Source organism: Serratia sp. Ag1 (genome assembly GCF_000743355.1).
Taxonomy (GTDB): domain Bacteria; phylum Pseudomonadota; class Gammaproteobacteria; order Enterobacterales; family Enterobacteriaceae; genus Chania.
In genome coordinates this window covers 69,544-84,451 of the sequence record NZ_JQEI01000015.1, presented here as the reverse complement: position 1 = coordinate 84,451, position 14,908 = coordinate 69,544, and the positions used below count along the sequence as shown (strand labels likewise).

The following is a 14,908-nucleotide window of genomic DNA, read 5'->3' as shown; positions in this document are numbered from 1 at the left end:
AGGTTTCTTGCCAGCAGCGCTAACAACCGTAGCAACCTAATCCCCAAAGCACCCAACGGCAGCAGGTCCAATGCGGTAAGCTCCAGATGTTGATTGCCAAGAGTAACAATTGGCGGCAAAATAACCGCTTCGACTCGCTCAGATTGCGCTTCCCGCCCCTGGCAGTTCCTTATTTTTCTTTACTATCAGTCATATAAATATGAAAACAACATTACCTCCTGTGGCACGTTTAGGCCGACAGGCGCTGTTATTCCCGCTTTGTCTGGTGCTGTTCGAATTCACCACCTATATCGCCAACGATATGATCCAACCCGGCATGCTGGCGGTTGTCGCCGATTTTAACGCGGGTGTCGAGTGGGTGCCTAGCTCCATGACCGCCTATCTGGCTGGCGGTATCTTTCTGCAATGGCTGCTGGGGCCGCTGTCGGATCGCCGTGGCCGCCGCCCGGTGATGCTGGCCGGGGTTGCCTTTTTTATCGTCGCCTGCCTGGCAATTTTGCTGGTGACCAACATTGAACAGTTCATCTTTATGCGCTTCCTGCAAGGCATCGGCCTGTGCTTTATCGGTGCGGTGGGCTATGCCACCATTCAGGAATCCTTTGAAGAGTCGGTGTGCATCAAGATCACCGCGCTGATGGCCAACGTGGCGCTGATCGCCCCGTTGCTGGGGCCGCTGGCCGGTGCCGCGCTGATCCATGTTGCGCCATGGCAGAGCATGTTTGTGATCTTCGCCGTTCTGGCGGCGATTGCCTTCGTCGGCCTGTGGAAAGCGATGCCAGAAACGGCCACTTTGCAGGGGGAAGCCTTTTCTGCGGCCAACCTTTGGCGCGATTACCGCCAAGTGCTGATGAACCGCCGCTTTGTCTGCGGCGCGCTGGCGATCGGTTTTGCCAGCCTGCCGTTGCTGGCGTGGATTGCTCAGTCGCCGGTCATTCTGATTAGCGGTGAGTCGCTTTCCACCATGGAATATGGCCTGCTGCAAATCCCGGTATTCGGTGCACTGATCGTCGGTAACCTGACGCTGGCCCGCCTGACCGGCAAGCACAGCGTTGAACACCCGATCAAACTGGGGGCTTGGCCAATGATTGTGGGGTTAATGATTGCTGCGCTGGCAACGGTGTTCTCTGAGCATGCTTATCTGTGGATGACTGCTGGGCTAAGCCTGTATGCCTTCGGTATCGGGTTGGCAAACGCCGGGCTGTATCGCTTGACGCTGTTCTCCAGCGACGTCAGTAAAGGCACCGTCTCTGCCACCATGGGAATGCTGAGCATGGCGGTGTTTACCGTGGGGATCGAGCTGGCTAAAGTCGCCTATGTTTGGGGCGGCAGCGGGTGGTTTAACCTGTTCAACCTGCTGAGTGGCTTGCTCTGGTTGGCGCTGGTGGTCGTTTTCCTCACCAAGCGCGGCGGGGTGGCCTCAACGCCGACGGAAGCAACCTAAGGTTCTGGCTTTCATAACTCCTTTAAATCGGGTGCGCAGATGGCACCCGATTCTTCAACCGCCAAACAACCCGCTGTCACGCAGCAGATGCTGGTTACCTTTGCGGCGGGTAAAACCACTGCGATCAAAAAATTCCAGTACCTGAATCGCCAGTTTACGGCCCACACCCAGCCGATCGCGGAAATCACCGGCATTGGCGCTGCCTTGAGCCACATCCAGCTCACGGATCAACGCCGCAAACTGCTCAATCCGCTGGCTGCGATAGTAACGATCTACCACTACCGCCGTCACATGGCCAAGCTGGGCGGCTTTACGCAGCGCAGCGCGCACGTTGGCTTCATCTTCACCCAATGCGGTGGCCAGATCGCGCACCCACCAAGCTTCATCACCCAGCAACGGTTCAATGCGATCCCACAATATCTGCTGTTCGGCGCTGAACGCCAAACCATGTTCGGGCAAATGCAGCCAGCCACGCGTATTGTGCAGCAGGCCAGCAGACAGCAACCGATCGATCATCATAAATGCCAGCGGTTCATCCAACGCTGGCAAGGCCATGCGGCGCAAGCGAGCGCGCCCCAGCCCCAGTTGATCGCTATGCTGCTGGTGATATTCGGCCAACACTTGCAGCAAACGCTGTTCACCCTGCTGCACGTTGGCCTGCGCCAGCGCCATTTCACCGGCTATCAGCAATTCGCGCTCGGCCAGCAACTGCGCCAGCCCACTGTGGGTTAATTGCCGCGCCCAGGCAAAGGCAGCCAGATCCAACGCACCGCTTGGCAAGCGCAAATCCAGCGCCTGTTCGTCGTTCTGCGCCTCCGCCAGCGCCGCCAGCCAGGTTAGATAATCAGGCTGACGCTTACCGCGCTTCGGCGCAGCTAACACCAGCACGCGTGCCGCACCCAACGTATGGCGAGCGCTGATATCCCGCAGCACCAAACGATCGTTTTCCGCCAGCCACAACGGGCGATCGAGAATTAATTCCGCCAAATTGCCGGTTAACAGCGCAATGCGGCCAGTAATATGGCTGGCTGCGTGGTGCAGATGCAGCGGTTGCCAATGCTGCAACGGTGCGTCAGCCTCGACCACCACCAAAATACGTTCAGCGGCTACCGGCGGTTGCTGTTCCAGCAGCCAATCACCGCGTTCCAACTGTTCTTTACTGACATCACCACTGATGTTCAGCGCGATACGTTGCCCGGCAAATGCCTGCTCCGCCGCTTGGTTCTGCGCATGCAGGCCACGCACCCGCACCGGCACATCGGCACCGGTCAGCCACAGGGTATCCCCCACTTTAACGCTGCCGCCCAGCGCGGTGCCGGTCACCACCAATCCTGCCCCTTTCACGCTGAAGGCACGATCCACTGCCAGCCGGAAACGGCGTGTCAGCATATGTTCACCCGGCTGTAACGCCAAAAGATGCTGGCGCAGGGAGTCGATCCCCACGCCCTGCGCCGCCGCCGTGACAAACAAGGGTGCGTCGTGCCAACCCTGCTGTGCCAGTTCGGCAACCACCTGCGAACGCACTTCAGCGATCCGCCCTTCGTCAACCCGATCGGCCTTGGTCAATGCCACCGTCAGTTGCGGGTGCCCACTCAGGCGCAGAATCGCCAGGTGCTCGCGGGTTTGTGCCATCACACCGTCGTCGCATGCCACCACCAGCAGTGCATGATCGATACCACCAATCCCTGCCAGCATGTTGCCAAGGAACTTCTCATGGCCGGGAACGTCGATAAAGCCCAGCACACGCCCGTCCGGCTGCGGCCAGTAGGCGTAGCCGAGATCGATAGTCATACCACGGCGTTTCTCCTCTGGCAGGCGATCGGCATTGATGCCGGTAATCGCCTGCAACAGCGTGGTTTTGCCGTGATCGACGTGGCCAGCGGTGGCAAGAATCATGGGTTCAATACCTCAAGCAGTGCACTCTCTTGCTCCAGGCAGCGCAGATCGAGCCACAGCCGACCATCGTGGATCCGGCCAATCACCGGATGTGGCAAACTGCGCCACTGCTGTGCCAACAGTTCCAGCGTCGCGCCACGGCCATCGAGCGGGGTAAAGGTCAGGGCATAGCTTGGCAGGCGATCGACCGGCAGCGAACCGCTGCCAATCTGTGACCAACAGGGTTCTGCACGTAACTCAAAGCGCTCGGCAAAACGCGCCGCCAACTGGCTCAGTAGCCGTTCGGCGGCCTGTTGTATCGCCTGTTGCGGGCGCGTCAGCAAGCGCAGCGTCGGCAGCTGTTCCGCCAGCAGTTCCGGTTGCTGATACAGCCGCAAGGTAGCCTCGAGCGCCGCCAGCGTCATTTTGCCAACGCGCAACGCACGTTTCAGCGGGTGCTGTTGCAAGCGGGCGATTAGCGCTTTTTTACCGACAATAATGCCCGCCTGCGGCCCGCCCAGCAGTTTGTCGCCGGAGAAGGTCACCAGATCGACCCCTGCAGCAATCAAGCGCTGCGGCATCGGTTCCGCTGGCAGGCCGTATTGCGCCATATCAATCAGCGCGCCGCTGCCCAGATCGGTGGCAGTAGGGATACCCTGCTCGCGGCCCAGTGTTACCAGCTCCGCTTCATCAACAGCGGTGGTAAACCCTTGAATACAGTAATTACTGGTGTGTACCTTCATCAACAGGCCGGTTTGTTCGTTGATGGCGGCACGATAATCTTTCAGATGGGTGCGGTTGGTGGTGCCCACTTCTACCAGTTCACAACCAGCCTGGCGCATCACATCGGGGATGCGGAACGCTCCGCCGATCTCCACCAGTTCACCGCGCGAAACCACTACCTGTTTACCCGGTGCCACCGCCGCCAGCATCAGCAAGACCGCCGCTGCGTTGTTGTTCACAATGCAGGCATCCTCTGCGCCAGTGAGTTGGCACAGCACATCGGCGATGGCCCGATCGCGATGGCCACGCCCGGCACCGTCGAGATCGTATTCCAGCGTTACGGCACTGCCCATCGCCTGCACCACCGCGTCGATCGCCGGTTGAGCCAGCAATGCGCGGCCAAGATTGGTATGCAGCACGGTGCCGCTGAGGTTGAACACCGGTTGCAGCGCCGGGCGCTGCTGCTGGCTCAGGCGTTCAAGCAGCGCCTGCGGCCAGTCGTGGCACCACAGTGGCAATTGCTGGCGGGTTTTGATCGCCTCGCGCGCCTGCGCCTGCATCTGGCGCAGCAGTTCGCTAATCAGCGTCTGCCCATGTTTTGCCACCAGCGGTTCAATGGCAGGATCGCGCAACAAACGGTCGATGGCGGGCAGCTGGCTGTAAAGTTGCTGGGATTCAGTGCTCATAGGCGCTCGGTTTTCAAGGTTTAATGGTGCGGTGAAATCGGCTATTTCACCGCCAGCGTATCAATAATCCGCTGTACCAGTGCCTGATGCACCTCAGGGGTTTTAGCCGGTGACAACATCTGCAACGTCACAACCCGTTTATTGAACACCGTCAGCATAATGGTGGAAACCACTTTCTGCCCGTTCACCGTTTGTTCGGTATCCAGACGGTGGAACTTCTGTTTACCGATGGTGATGTTCTCTTCTTTGGTTTTCTTGATGTTCTGATAACGATCGCCCAGTTCGGTAATGATGCTTTGCGTCAGATCTTTCAGCATAGTATCGCTGGTGTTGAGCTTCATGCCCGCTGGCGCGTTCACTTCAGAAGCCACGGTGCGCTGGCGCGCTTTACCGTTGAGGAACATTTGAATGATGGATTTATCGTCGTTGACGATGCCGCTCAGCTTGGTTTGATCGCTAAAGCCCGCAGGCAATTCAAAGGTGATTTTGCCCTTTTGCAGCGAAACGCTTAAACCGGGCGGAGGGGTCGGTTTGGTTTCAACCGCAGGCACTGGCGCTGGTGGCGCGGGCTGGGTGGCAACCGGCTTTGGTTGTGGCTTGGGAGCTTCTGGCTTTTTGGTATCCTGATTATCGCAGGCCACCAGCCCGGCCAGCAAAACAGCCAATCCCGCCAATCTGGCAATCGTCTTCAACATCATCCTTTTCCTTCGCTTTACTTACGCTATTTGGCGTAACCGTAGCTGCACGCCCAAACCCTCTCCCACCGGAGAGGGGTCAATCAGTGCGATTCATTAACCGCCAGCATTATTCACCAGGGAACAGGAACGGATTGATGCTGCTGCGGGCAAAGCCTTCTTCTTCCATCTTGGCATCAAGCACTAATGACGCCAGATCGTCGGCCACCGCTTCCACCTGCGGGTCTTTTTCCTGATAGATGATTTTCAGGTAAGTGCCGCAATCGCCACAGCTTTCTGCTTTCACCGCCGCCTGTTCACTGTCCAGTGACCAGTAGTTGAGATCGCGCGTTTGCTCGCAGTTGCTGCATTTGACCCGCACCACGTGCCATTCGCTTTCGCACAGGTTGCAGTGCAGATAACGCAGGCCGTTCGCCGTGCCGATATGCACCATGCTGGAAACCGGCATACTGCCGCACACCGGGCAGAACTGGCGGTGTTCGCCATATTCGGCGCGCGCTTTGCCAGGGATCTGGCTGGCCATCTGTGCCCAGTACAGCGACAGCGCGGCCCAGATAAACGGCGCTTTATCACTGCCCACTTTGGCAAACTCGTTATTCAGCAACGCACTGGCCATCAGCTCCAGCTCGCGGGCCGAGGCTTTCTCCAGGTTTTCCAGCACCGGCACCACGTGTTCCGGTGCCTGCGGGCGCAGTTCAGCGATCAGCGATGCCAGCAGTTTGTGCCAGTGTTCGCTGCGCGGATAAACGCTCACATCCAACGGTGGCTTGCCGCTGGCAGCCCCTTGAATCAGTGCCGCGCTGAGATCCATCACCAGCGGGTTATCGTGGCACGCATTGTTCTGCGCTGCTGCGATGCTGGCGGCAAAATTAAGATAGTCGCCCAGCGGATGGTCTGTCGCCAATTGGCGCAGACGTTCTGCTCGGCGGGTATACAGGCTTTTCAGATTCGCGAAAAGTAACGGCGGAATGGTTTCCGCCGTTGTGGACTTCTCGCGCTGTGCCCCTAACTGCTCTTTAGGAACAATGCGGATACTCATCAGGGTTTATCTTCCCGTTGTTTCTCGCGGACCTCACGGTACCAGCGCGGATGGTGTTTCTTCGCCCAGGCCGCCGGAACAGAACCTTCCACCATCGCGGTAATGGTGCCTTTTATCCACAGAGCGGCATAAATGTGCACCATAATCGTGATGATCAACCCCACCGCCGCCAGTGAATGCACCAGCAATGCCAAGCGGATCAGCGGGATAGGGAAAGCATGAGCAAAGTATGGCCGCCAGATGACGATACCGCTGGCCAGCAACAGCACCAAGCTAATGATCGCTATCCAGAATACGCATTTCTGCCCGAAATTATAACGCCCGGTGTCATCACCCTCCACTTCCTCATTCAGCGTGATTCTGTGGAGGTTTTTGGCCCAGATCAGATCGTTGCGGTTGAACAGGTTATGCTTCCAATAGCGCAGGAACATGATCATGAACGCGGCGAACATAATCACCCCGGCGAAGGGGTGCAGAATGCGCGCCAGCTGTGGCGTTCCGAAAATGTTCATCAACCAGTTGAAGGAGGGGAAGAAGAACCCCAACCCGCTGATGGCTGCCAGAATAAAGCAGAACGCTACAACCCAGTGGTTCATCCGCTCCAGCGCGTTATAACGCTGAATTGGCTTTTCCTTCCTCATTTGCGCGTCTCCTCATCGTGCGGTTTGTCGTGTTCTTCCTCTTCCTCGACGCGGTTTGGACCGACACCGATGTAGTGGAACACGCTGGCCGCAAAGGTGGCAGCAAAACCGACGGCTGCCAGCGGTTTCCAGATCCCTTTCCAGAAGGTCACCGCCGGGCTGATGGTCGGGTTGTCCGGCAAACCGTGATACAGCTGCGGTTTATCGGCGTGATGCAGCACGTACATCACGTGGGTGCCGCCCACGCCTGCCGGATCGTACAGACCTGCGTTTTCATAACCGCGAGTTTTCAACTCACCGACACGTTCCGCCGCGATATCTTTCATCGCTTCTTTGGTGCCGAAGTGGATCGCCCCGGTCGGGCAGGTTTTCACACAGGCCGGTTCCTGGCCGACATCAACGCGGTCAACACACAGGGTACATTTGTACACCCGGTTGTCGTCCTTGTTCATGCGCGGCACGTCGAACGGGCAACCAGCGATGCAGTAACCGCAACCGATACAGTGCTCAGACTGGAAATCGACGATGCCGTTGGCGTACTGGATAATTGCCCCTTCCGCCGGGCAGGCCTTCAGGCAGCCCGGATCGGCACAGTGCATACAGCCGTCTTTGCGGATCAGCCATTCCAGCTTGCCGTGCTCCTCGATTTCAGAGAAGCGCATCACCGTCCAGGATTTAGCGGTCAGATCGGCGGGGTTGTCATACACCCCGACGTTGTGCCCCACTTCATCGCGAATGTCGTTCCATTCAGAACAGGCTACCTGACAGGCTTTACAGCCGATACAGGTAGTGACATCAATCAGCTTCGCCACTTCTTCCTGGTGGTCACGGGCACGCGGGGCCGGTGTTAAACCGTTGGTGGCGGATTTACGAATGATGTCTTGAGATTGCATTGCCATAATTCGTCTCCGTTACACCTTTTCCACGTTAACCAGGAACGCCTTGAACTCTGGCGTTTGCGTGTTGGCATCACCAACAAACGGCGTCAGCGTGTTGGCAAGAAAGCCTTTCTGCGTCACACCTTGATAACCCCAGTGGATCGGGATACCGATGGTGTCAACATCCTGCCCGTGCACCTGCAACGTGCGGATACGCTTAGTCACCACCGCTTTGGCCTTGATAAAGCCACGGTTGGAGCTGACTTTCACCAGATCGCCGTTCTTGATGCCCTTCTTCTCGGCCAGTTTCTCACCGATCTCCACAAACTGCTCCGGCTGTATGATGGCGTTGAGCAGCGCGTGCTTGGTCCAGTAGTGGAAGTGTTCGGTCAGGCGATAAGTGGTGCCGACATACGGGAACTTGTCGGATTTGCCCATCGCCGCCAGATCGTCTTTAAACACGCGCGCCGCCGGGTTGGAAACCACGTTCGGGTGCAGCGGGTTGGTACCGAGTGGCGTTTCAAACGGTTCGTAGTGCTCAGGGAACGGCCCTTCTGCCATTTTGTCGATGGCAAACAGGCGGCCCATGCCTTCCGGCTGCATGATAAACGGCCCGACATCGCTGCCTGGTGCGGCATTACCGTAGTCTGGGATATCTATCCCGCTCCACTTGGTGCCATCCCACTCAATCAACTGACGCTTGGCATCCCACGGTTTACCCGCTGGATCGGCAGAAGCACGGTTGTACAGAATGCGGCGGTTGAGCGGCCATGCCCAGGCCCAGCCCAGCGTGTTGCCAAGGCCGGATGGATCGGCGTTATCGCGGCGCGCCATCTGGTTGCCAGCTTGTGTCCAACTGCCTGCGAAAAGCCAACAGCCACTGGAAGTGGTACCATCATCACGCAAATGCGCGAAGGTACTGAGCTGTTCGCCTTTTTTCGCCAGCACTTTGCCGTCTGGATCGAGAACATCCGCCAGTGCTTTACCGTTGCTTTCCATCGCCACTTCTTCTGGCGCTGGTGCATCCGGGGTCAGGTAGTTCCAGCTCATGTTCAGCACCTGCTCAGGCACTGCACCGCCTTCACGGCTGTACATCTCACGCAGACGCATGAACATCCCAGCCAGGATCTCACCGTCGCCCAGCGCTTCGCCCGGTGCATCAGCCCCTTTCCAGTGCCATTGCAGCCAGCGACCAGAGTTGACGATCGAACCGTTTTCTTCGGCAAAACAGGTGGATGGCAGGCGGAATACTTCGGTCTGAATCTTCGCAGGATCAACGTCGTTCGATTCACCGTGGTTCTGCCAGAAGGTGGCCGTCTCGGTATTCAGCGGATCGATGGTCACCAGGAATTTCAGTTTGGAAAGCGCAGCCACCACTTTGTTCTTGTTCGGGAACGAAGCAACCGGGTTGAAGCCCTGGCAGAGGTAGCCGTTAACCTTACCCTGATGCATCATTTCGAAGTACTGCAGTACATCGTAGCCTTTGTCCCACTTCGGCAACCAGTCAAAGCCCCAGCTGTTTTCTTTCTGCGCTTTGTCACCGTAGAAGCTCTTCATCAGGCTGACGAAGAATTTCGGGTAGTTGCTCCAGTAGTTCACCTGGCCCGGCAGCAGCGCCTTCGGCGTATTGGCTTTCAGGTAGGTGTCCAGATCCGGCTGTTTCTCGGAAGGCAGTGTCATATAAGCCGGCAGGCTTTGCGACAGCAGGCCGAGATCGGTCAGGCCCTGGATATTGGAGTGACCACGCAGGGCGTTCACGCCGCCGCCTGCCATCCCCATGTTACCGAGCAGCAACTGGATCATCGCCATGGTACGGATGTTCTGTGCGCCGACCGAGTGCTGTGTCCAGCCCAGGGCGTACAGGAACGAGGCGGTTTTGTCGTTGACGCTGGTTTCAGCGATATATTCACAAACCTTGATAAAATCTTCGGTTGGTGTACCGCAGATATTGTTCACCACCTCTGGCGTATAGCGGCTGACGTGCTGTTTCAGCAGGTTCCACACGCAGCGCGGATCTTGCAGGGTAACGTCACGCTTGGCAAAGCCGTTTTCGTCGAGCTGATAGTTCCAGGTGGTTTTGTCGTACTTGTGATTTTCCGCGTCGTAGCCACTGAACAGGCCATCGTCAAAGCTGAAGTCTTCACGCACCAGCAGGCTGGCGTTGGTATAGGCTTCAACGTATTCGCGGTTGATCTTGTTGTTGGTCATCAGGTACAGCAAGACGCCCGACAGGAAAGCAATGTCGGTGCCAGAACGGATAGGCGTATAAAAATCCGCCACCGATGCGGTACGGGTAAAGCGCGGATCGATGACGATCAGCTTGGCTTTATTATGTATTTTGGCTTCCATCGCCCAGCGGAAACCCACCGGATGCGCTTCTGCCGCATTACCGCCCATGACGATAATCAAGTTCGCGTTCTTGATATCAACCCAGTGGTTGGTCATCGCACCGCGACCAAATGTTGGAGCAAGACTTGCTACCGTTGGTCCGTGTCAGACACGCGCCTGGTTGTCTACGGCAAGCATGCCGAGAGCGCGACTAAATTTTTGGGTCAGATACCCCGTTTCGTTGCTGGAGGCCGAAGCACACAGCATACCGGTAGTCAGCCAACGGTTGACGGTAACGCCTTTATCGTTGGTTTTAACAAAGTTGGCATCGCGGTCTTCTTTCATCAGCTTGGCGATGCGGGTAAAGGCATCATCCCAACTGATTCTCTGCCATTTGTCAGAACCTGGCGCGCGATATTCCGGGTATTGCAGGCGGCTTTCGCTGTGGATGAAGTCCACCAGACCGGCCCCTTTCGGGCACAGCGCGCCACGGTTTACCGGATGATCCGGATCCCCTTCGATGTGGAAAATGCTCTCTTTGGCGTTTTTCGCGCCATCACCAAGGCTGTACATCAACAGCCCACAGCCGACTGAGCAATACGTGCAGGTATTACGGGTTTCACGGGCACGCAGCAGTTTGTACTGCCGGGTTTCCGCTAACGCCACTTCCGGGGCAAAGCCCAGAGCGGCGACCGTCGTCCCTGCCATACCGCCAGCGCAGATCTTAAAGAACTGCCTTCTGCTGACCTGCATGGGGGTCTCCTTTCACTCGTGTTGTCACATTGTTCAAATGGCGCTTTCCCCGACAGAGCCGGAAGCGCTAAAATCGCTATTCTTATGTTGGCTTGGCCAGAAGGCCGCAACGACGCCGCGATGATATCATAGCGGACTTGGGGTTGTTACAAACAGGTGCCACTAAAGTGAACAATATAGACCCAAAGCAACCCATAAACGCGACTGCCATCACAGGCATGATTCAGGCCCCGGTATTTCAGCGTGGGCAACTGACCACTGCGCAACAAGACTGGCTGGCAGAAGAGGTCCCCGTAGCGCTGGTCTATAACGGTATTTCTCACGTCGTAATGATGTGCACTCCCAAAGATCTGGAGGCTTTCGCCCTGGGTTTTTCCCTGTCGGAAGGCATCATTGAGTCACCGCGCGATATCTACAGTATAGAGATTAATCAGACCTGCAACGGCCTTGAGGTGCAAATTGAGCTTTCCAGCCGCCGTTTCAGCGGGCTGAAGGAGCGCCGCCGCGCCATGGCAGGCCGCACCGGCTGTGGCGTCTGCGGTGTTGAACAGCTGGCGGATATCTTTCGCCCGCTGACCCCGTTGCCTTTCACCCAGACCTTTTCACTCGCCAATCTCGATCGTGCACTGGGGCAATTGCGCCAGGTACAGCAAGTCGGCCAGCAGACCGGTTGCACCCATGCCGCCAGTTGGATCTCGCCGGAGGGTGAATTGCAGGGCGGCTGCGAAGACGTGGGCCGCCACGTGGCGCTGGACAAAATGCTCGGCCTGCGCGCCAAGCAGGGCTGGCAACAGGGGGCGATCCTGGTCTCCAGCCGTGCCAGCTATGAGATGGTGCAAAAATCAGCCATGTGCGGTGCCGAGATCCTGTTCGTGGTGTCTGCCGCAACCTCGCTGGCGGTGGAGATCGCCGAACGCAGCAATCTGACGCTGGTAGGCTTTAGCAAACTCGGCAGGGCAACGGTGTTTACATATCCGCAACGCCTTATCGATTAGCACAAAAACCACACAGCCCATACGGCATTGATAATCATTTTCAATCTCATTTAATCCCCTATAATGGGAGCCGATTGTTTATGCGGTGCTCATACTTTGCGCCGCCCAACACCCATTGGAGACGATGATTATGAGTTACTCACTGCCATCCCTGCCTTATGCTTATGACGCGCTGGAACCGCATTTCGATCAGCAAACGATGGAAATCCATCACACCAAACATCATCAGACCTACGTCAACAACGCCAACACCGTGCTGGAAGCCTACCCTGAGCTGGCTACGCTGAGCGTTGAAGCCCTGATTCAGGATCTGGACAAAGTGCCTGCTGACAAACGCACCTTTATGCGCAACAACGCAGGCGGCCACGCTAACCACAGCCTGTTCTGGAAAGGGTTGAAAACCGGCACCACGCTAAGTGGCGAGCTGAAAGCCGCTATCGAACGCGATTTCGGCAGCGTGGAGAAATTCCAGGAAGAGTTTGAGAAAGCCGCAGCCACCCGTTTCGGTTCCGGTTGGGCCTGGCTGGTGCTGAAAGGCGACAAACTGGCCGTGGTCTCCACCGCTAACCAGGATAGCCCGTTGATGGGCGAAGCCGTTGCTGGCGCTTCCGGTTTCCCGCTGGTCGGCCTGGACGTGTGGGAACACGCTTATTATCTGAAATTCCAGAACCGCCGCCCGGATTACATCAAAGCCTTCTGGAACGTAGTGAACTGGGACGAAGCGGCAAAACGCTTTGCCGAAGCGCAGAAGTAATTCCGCTCTCCCTGACGATGCCCGCAAATGCGGGCATTTTTTTGCCAGCCTGCCACTAAAGCTCGACCATTTCTTGCCGATATTTTGTTCACTTGACGATCGCCTCAAAAGGAAAATCTTATGGCGGCACTGAAGACCTTGGCAGGAAAGTTCACTCATCTCACCGTCGGTAAAAAACTTTCGTTGGGATTCATCCTGATTCTATTACTGTCAGTCATGCTCGCTGGCACCGGGGGTTATTATCTGCGCCTCATCGAGTCGCGCACCGAACGCGTCGATTTCAGCTATCAGATCACCAGCGAAATCAGCCTGGCGAAATATGCCCGCGCCATGTTCGGCCAAACCTACAAAATCGACTACCTGAACAGCAACCGCGAGCATATCGAAAATGTGCTCAAACTGATTAATCATGCGCAGGAACTGGACTGGGATCCGCAAAACCGTAAACAACTGGAATCGCTGAAAGCCCTGATGAACCAGTATCAGCAGCAGCGAGACAGCTTCCAACAGGCAGTAGCCAAAAAGGATGCGGTGCGCGCTACCTGGAATATGTCCGAGGTACAAGAGGGTTTAAGCCAGATTGAAACACAGTTAGCCCAGGGCGAACTCACGTTGGTTTTTACCCAACTCAACCAGAAGCTGATCCTGATCCGCTACCATGCCCGTGGCCTGCTGCTGAGCCCAACCAAAGAGGCAGAAGCGCCGTTGCTGAGCGCCATCGACGACGCCCGCAGTGCGGCCAATGCACTCAGTCAACGTTTAGCAGAAACCGATCGCCCTCTGCTGCAGCCCCTGTTAGCCGCACTCGACGAATATAAAGACCGTATTGCAGCCTACCTGCCCGCCTATGATCACGAACAAAAGCTCAGCCAACAGTTGGGGGATACCGCGCAAAAAGTCGATACGCTGATCGGCACCTTTATGAAAAACGAACTGGCGCAAACCAACAGTAATATTGATGCCGCCCAGATCCAGATGGGGATCATTGCCGCGATTGCGATTCTCGCCGGTCTGCTGGTGTCGTGGCGCATCACATTACAAATGACTCGCCCGCTGCACACCACGCTGGCACTGGCAGAGCGTATTGCCACTGGCGATCTGCGCCAGGTGCAAACCAGTAACCGCCGCGATGAACTGGGCCAATTGCTGAATGCCGTTGCGGCCATGAGCCAGAATCTGCGCGATATGATTGAGAAAATCCAGATGGGCATCAGCCAGGTGTCCACCGCCGCCGGGGAAATTGCCGCAGGCAATACCGATCTCTCTTCACGTACCGAGCAGCAAGCGGCGGCAGTGGAAGAAACCGCCGCCAGCATGGAACAACTCACCGCCACGGTGAAGCAAAATGCCGATAACGCCCACCATGCCAACCAACTGGCAGCCGATGCCTCACAAACCGCACAGCAGGGCGGCCAATTGGTTAATCAGGTGGTCAGCACTATGCGCGATATTTCTGGCAGTTCGCAGCGGATCGCCGAAATTACCACCTTGATTAACGGCATTGCTTTCCAGACCAACATTCTGGCGCTAAATGCGGCGGTGGAAGCGGCACGGGCCGGTGAACAGGGCCGTGGTTTCTCGGTGGTGGCCAGCGAAGTGCGCAATCTGGCCCAACGCAGTGCGCAGGCAGCGAAGGAGATTGAAGGATTGATCGCCGAATCTGTCAGCCGCGTACAAGCGGGCACCAACTTAGTGGAAGATACCGGCAAAACCATGGAGCAGATCGTCCGTTCGGTCACGCACGTGCGCGATATCATGGCGGAAATTGCCGCCGCTTCTGATGAACAGACTCGCGGCATCGCCCAGATCGGCCAAGCGATCGTGGAAATGGATCACACCACTCAGCAAAACGCCGCGTTGGTGGAAGAGTCCGCCGCCGCTGCCGATTCACTGGAGGAGCAGGCAGAAATGCTCTTGCAAAGCGTTGCGGTGTTCCGTTTGGCTGAACACTCTGAATCCACCGAAGTGAAAACGGCAACGCTCAAATCACCGCTGGCAAACAAACCACGGGAAACCGCCACCTCAGCAGAAAATAACTGGACGACGTTCTAGTGCCTAACACAGTGACAACATGGTGTACGGGCGATATCTGCCGTTGAG

11 protein-coding genes are annotated in these 14,908 nt (G+C 56.9%); 4 read left to right on the top strand and 7 right to left on the bottom strand.

Going from position 1 to position 14,908, the window contains the following annotated elements:
- Positions 1-199: 199 nt before the first annotated feature.
- Complete coding sequence (locus tag IV04_RS09555) at positions 200-1,441, top strand: MFS transporter (RefSeq protein ID WP_037401144.1); 1,242 nt, start codon at positions 200-202, stop codon at positions 1,439-1,441.
- 54 nt (positions 1,442-1,495) lie between these two features.
- Here the strand turns inward: IV04_RS09555 and selB are convergent, their stop codons facing one another.
- From selB to fdnG, 7 genes are all read right to left on the bottom strand, one after another.
- A complete protein-coding gene (gene selB, locus IV04_RS09550; protein WP_037401147.1) occupies positions 1,496-3,337 on the bottom strand; it encodes a selenocysteine-specific translation elongation factor in 1,842 nt (613 codons plus the stop codon).
- Entirely contained in the window at positions 3,334-4,725 is a 1,392-nt protein-coding gene (gene selA / locus IV04_RS09545; protein WP_037401149.1) for an L-seryl-tRNA(Sec) selenium transferase, read from the bottom strand. Before selA ends, selB begins: the two co-directional genes overlap by 4 nt.
- 41 nt (positions 4,726-4,766) lie before the next feature.
- Positions 4,767-5,420, bottom strand: a complete 654-nt coding sequence (locus IV04_RS09540; RefSeq protein ID WP_037401151.1) for a DcrB-related protein — start codon at positions 5,418-5,420, stop codon at positions 4,767-4,769.
- Positions 5,421-5,529: 109 nt separating this feature from the next.
- On the bottom strand, positions 5,530-6,459 hold the full coding sequence (fdhE, locus tag IV04_RS09535) for a formate dehydrogenase accessory protein FdhE (RefSeq protein WP_037401153.1): 930 nt from the start codon (positions 6,457-6,459) through the stop codon (positions 5,530-5,532).
- Complete coding sequence (gene fdoI, locus IV04_RS09530) at positions 6,459-7,100, bottom strand: formate dehydrogenase cytochrome b556 subunit (protein WP_037401156.1); 642 nt, start codon at positions 7,098-7,100, stop codon at positions 6,459-6,461. Before fdoI ends, fdhE begins: the two co-directional genes overlap by 1 nt.
- On the bottom strand, positions 7,097-7,999 hold the full coding sequence (fdxH, locus tag IV04_RS09525; RefSeq protein WP_037401159.1) for a formate dehydrogenase subunit beta: 903 nt from the start codon (positions 7,997-7,999) through the stop codon (positions 7,097-7,099). The genes fdoI and fdxH overlap by 4 nt, the downstream gene beginning before the upstream one ends.
- A 12-nt stretch (positions 8,000-8,011) precedes the next feature.
- Positions 8,012-11,059, bottom strand: coding sequence for a formate dehydrogenase-N subunit alpha (fdnG, locus tag IV04_RS09520; RefSeq protein WP_152562853.1), 3,048 nt, complete (start codon positions 11,057-11,059; stop codon positions 8,012-8,014).
- Between the two features lie 218 nt (positions 11,060-11,277).
- On the opposite strand from fdnG, the gene fdhD reads away from it, so the two are divergent.
- The 3 genes from fdhD to IV04_RS09500 all read left to right on the top strand — a co-directional run bounded on the left by fdhD (position 11,278) and on the right by IV04_RS09500 (position 14,860).
- Positions 11,278-12,054, top strand: coding sequence for a formate dehydrogenase accessory sulfurtransferase FdhD (fdhD, locus tag IV04_RS09510; protein ID WP_231566289.1), 777 nt, complete (start codon positions 11,278-11,280; stop codon positions 12,052-12,054).
- Positions 12,055-12,184: 130 nt separating this feature from the next.
- Positions 12,185-12,808, top strand: a complete 624-nt coding sequence (gene sodA / locus IV04_RS09505; protein WP_037401170.1) for a superoxide dismutase [Mn] — start codon at positions 12,185-12,187, stop codon at positions 12,806-12,808.
- Between the two features lie 120 nt (positions 12,809-12,928).
- Complete coding sequence (locus IV04_RS09500; protein ID WP_037401172.1) at positions 12,929-14,860, top strand: methyl-accepting chemotaxis protein; 1,932 nt, start codon at positions 12,929-12,931, stop codon at positions 14,858-14,860.
- Positions 14,861-14,908: the final 48 nt, after the last annotated feature.

Excerpts from the sequence above, each read along its gene's own strand:
- IV04_RS09555 (WP_037401144.1), top strand. The coding sequence starts at position 200 with ATGAAAACAACATTACCTCCTGTGGCACGTTTAGGCCGACAGGCGCTG.
- selB (WP_037401147.1), bottom strand. The coding sequence starts at position 3,337 with ATGATTCTTGCCACCGCTGGCCACGTCGATCACGGCAAAACCACGCTG.
- selA (WP_037401149.1), bottom strand. The coding sequence starts at position 4,725 with ATGAGCACTGAATCCCAGCAACTTTACAGCCAGCTGCCCGCCATCGAC.
- IV04_RS09540 (WP_037401151.1), bottom strand. The coding sequence starts at position 5,420 with ATGTTGAAGACGATTGCCAGATTGGCGGGATTGGCTGTTTTGCTGGCC.
- fdhE (WP_037401153.1), bottom strand. The coding sequence starts at position 6,459 with ATGAGTATCCGCATTGTTCCTAAAGAGCAGTTAGGGGCACAGCGCGAG.
- fdoI (WP_037401156.1), bottom strand. The coding sequence starts at position 7,100 with ATGAGGAAGGAAAAGCCAATTCAGCGTTATAACGCGCTGGAGCGGATG.
- fdxH (WP_037401159.1), bottom strand. The coding sequence starts at position 7,999 with ATGGCAATGCAATCTCAAGACATCATTCGTAAATCCGCCACCAACGGT.
- fdhD (WP_231566289.1), top strand. The coding sequence starts at position 11,278 with ATGATTCAGGCCCCGGTATTTCAGCGTGGGCAACTGACCACTGCGCAA.
- sodA (WP_037401170.1), top strand. The coding sequence starts at position 12,185 with ATGAGTTACTCACTGCCATCCCTGCCTTATGCTTATGACGCGCTGGAA.
- IV04_RS09500 (WP_037401172.1), top strand. The coding sequence starts at position 12,929 with ATGGCGGCACTGAAGACCTTGGCAGGAAAGTTCACTCATCTCACCGTC.